The organism is Streptomyces sp. WELS2, from assembly GCF_013870595.1.
Classification (GTDB): domain Bacteria; phylum Actinomycetota; class Actinomycetes; order Streptomycetales; family Streptomycetaceae; genus Streptomyces.
The window spans coordinates 1-2,920 of sequence record NZ_JACBWZ010000764.1 but is presented as its reverse complement, the minus strand read 5'-3'; the positions used below and the strand labels follow the sequence as shown (position 1 = coordinate 2,920).

Genomic DNA, 2,920 nt, shown 5'->3' with positions numbered 1-2,920 from the left:
TGGTGCTCCGAACCCGCCCTGCGGCGGCTGGTCGGGCGGCTGGGTCATCAGCGCTCTTCCCCCTCGTTCACTGATTTTTAGCCACGCCCCGAAGCACGCGACGGACGGCCCTGGGCCGTATCTCAGACGATTTTCAGACGGCTCTTTCTATCACCCGGCGACGACAGCACAGGGGGCCGCGCCCTCCCCGGTTCCCAAGGGAGGACCGGCCTGTGACGCCCTCGTTACGCGCCTTCACGCCCCCTTCACCCGGCGCACGCGCCCCCTTCGCGCGCCGGGCCGAGGGTCAGGCGTCCTCCGCCAGTTCCAGCCAGCGCAGCTCCAGTTCCTCCCGCTCCCCGGCGAGATCCCGCAGCTGCGCGTCCAGTTCGGCCACCTTCGCGAAGTCGGTGGCGTTGTCGGCGATCCGCGCGTGCAGCTTCGACTCCTTCTCGGAGATCTTGTCCAACTGGCGCTCGATCTTCTGGAGTTCCTTCTTCGCGGCGCGCTGGTCGGCGGCGCTCTTCTCCGCCGTGGCCGGCTTGGGCGCCGCGGCGGCGGACCGCTCGGCGACCGCCTCCTCCATGCGCCGGCGCCGCTCCAGGTACTCGTCGATGCCGCGCGGCAGCATCCGCAGGGTGCCGTCGCCGAGCAGCGCGAACACCCGGTCCGTCGTCCGCTCCACGAAGAACCGGTCGTGGGAGATGACGACCATCGAGCCGGGCCAGCCGTCGAGGACGTCCTCCAGCTGGGTCAGGGTCTCGATGTCGAGGTCGTTGGTGGGCTCGTCCAGGAAGAGCACGTTGGGCTCGTCCATGAGCAGCCGCAGCAGCTGGAGCCGTCGCCGCTCGCCGCCGGAGAGGTCCCCGACCGGCGTCCACTGCTTCTCCTTGCCGAAGCCGAACGTCTCGCACAGCTGCCCGGCCGTCATCTCGCGCCCCTTGCCGAGGTCGACGCGCTCCCGGACCCGCTGGACGGCCTCCAGCACCCGCCAGGTGGGGTCAAGTTCGGCGACCTCCTGGGAGAGGTAGGCCAGCCTGACCGTCCTGCCGACGGCGATCCGGCCCCCGGCGGGCTGCTCCTCGCCGTCGGTGCGGGCGGCGGCGGCCATGGCGCGCAGCAGCGAGGTCTTCCCGGCGCCGTTGACGCCGACCAGGCCGATCCGGTCGCCCGGACCGAGCTGCCAGGTGACGTGCTGGAGCAGCACCTTCGGCCCGGCCTGGAGGGTGACGTCCTCCAGGTCGAAGACCGTCTTGCCGAGCCGGGAGGAGGCGAACTTCATCAGCTCGCTGCTGTCCCGGGGCGGCGGCACGTCCGCGATCAGCTCGTTGGCGGCCTCCACCCGGAAGCGCGGCTTGGAGGTCCGCGCGGGCGCGCCGCGCCGCAGCCAGGCCAGCTCCTTGCGCACCAGGTTCTGCCGCTTGGCCTCCTCGGTGGCGGCGATCCGCTCGCGTTCGGCGCGCGCGAAGACGTAGTCCGAGTAGCCGCCCTCGTACTCGTACACGTCACCGCGCTGCACGTCCCACATGCGGGTGCAGACCTGGTCCAGGAACCAGCGGTCGTGGGTGACGCACACCAGCGCCGAGCGCCGGTTGCGCAGGTGCTCGGCGAGCCAGGCGATGCCCTCGACGTCGAGGTGGTTGGTGGGCTCGTCCAGGACGATCAGGTCCTGTTCCTCGATGAGCAGCTTGGCCAGCGCGATCCGGCGCCGCTCACCGCCGGAGAGCGGCCCGATGACCGTGTCCAGCCCCTTGGGGAAGCCCGGCAGGTCCAGCCCGCCGAACAGTCCGGTCAGCACGTCCCTGACCTTGGCGTTGCCAGCCCACTCGTGGTCGGCCATGTCGCCGATCACCTCGTGGCGGACGGTGGCGGCGGGGTCGAGGGAGTCGTGCTGGGTGAGCACGCCGAGCCGCAGCCCGCCGGAGTGCGTGACCCTTCCGGTGTCGGCCTCCTCCAGCTTGGCGAGCATCCGGATGAGGGTGGTCTTCCCGTCGCCGTTGCGTCCGACGACCCCGATCCGGTCCCCTTCCGACACGCCGAGCGAGACGCCGTCCAGCAGGGCACGGGTGCCGTAGACCTTGCTGACGTTCTCGACATTGACCAGGTTGACGGCCATTTCACTCCTGTGCGCGGGGCGGTATCGACATGCGGCTCCACCGTGTGGGTCAGCCTTCTAGCGTAGGGCTTCACGGGTGAGGGGCGGGGCGCGAGGGGGTTGTCACTCTTTGTGATGACGTGATCGGGATTGGGCCGCTACGGTGGAGGGCAGGCAGCAGGATCCCGTCCATGGGAGGAACCATGACCGCCGAGTCCGTAGAGCATCGCGTCCAGTGGCCGGTGCCGCCGCAGGACGGCTACACCGTGGACGACCTGTTCACGCTGCCGGATCTCCCGCCGCACACCGAGCTGATCGACGGGAGCCTGGTCTTCGTGAGTCCGCAGCGCTACTTCCACTTCGCGGTGATCCATCTGCTGGCGAACGGACTGCGCAGCACCGTGCCGCCCGACCTGAAGGTGGCGTGTGAGATGACAGTGGTTCTGGACCGGCGTAACGGTCCGGAACCGGACATCTCCGTGGTGCGCAAAGAAGCTGTCACGGGCCCGCGTCAGACCTGCTTCAAGGCGGCCGACGTCCTTCTCGCCGTCGAGGTCGTCTCACCGGACTCCGAGGCCCGTGACCGCGATTACAAGCCGCACAAGTACGCCGCGGCAGGCATCCCGCACTACTGGCTGGTCGAGATGGCGGGCCAGGACGACCACCCGGTGGTCCAGGTGTACGAACGCGGCGAGGCCACCGGCACCTATGCGCTGACCGGCATCTTTCACGACCAAGTCAAAGTGAGTGTTCCCTACGACATCCACATCGACTTGACCGCCTTCGAGCAGTACTGAGCCTCCTCAGAGAACCGTCGCCCCCGCCACCGGCCCCGCCGCCACCCGT

2 protein-coding genes are annotated in these 2,920 nt (G+C 69.6%); one reads left to right on the top strand and one right to left on the bottom strand.

Translation table 11 applies throughout. The annotated features are described in order from the left end of the window. Nucleotides 1-286 precede the first annotated feature (286 nt). Complete coding sequence (locus H5J33_RS29465) at nt 287-2,095, bottom strand: ABC-F family ATP-binding cassette domain-containing protein (RefSeq protein ID WP_181797852.1); 1,809 nt, start codon at nt 2,093-2,095, stop codon at nt 287-289. Nucleotides 2,096-2,277: 182 nt separating this feature from the next. Here H5J33_RS29465 and H5J33_RS29460 point away from each other — a divergent pair, with 182 nt between their 5' ends. Continuing rightward, on the top strand, nt 2,278-2,871 hold the full coding sequence (locus H5J33_RS29460) for a Uma2 family endonuclease (protein WP_030616027.1): 594 nt from the start codon (nt 2,278-2,280) through the stop codon (nt 2,869-2,871). Nucleotides 2,872-2,920: the final 49 nt, after the last annotated feature.

Coding starts and splice junctions, on each gene's coding strand:
- H5J33_RS29465 (WP_181797852.1), bottom strand. CDS start 2,095: ATGGCCGTCAACCTGGTCAATGTCGAGAACGTCAGCAAGGTCTACGGC.
- H5J33_RS29460 (WP_030616027.1), top strand. CDS start 2,278: ATGACCGCCGAGTCCGTAGAGCATCGCGTCCAGTGGCCGGTGCCGCCG.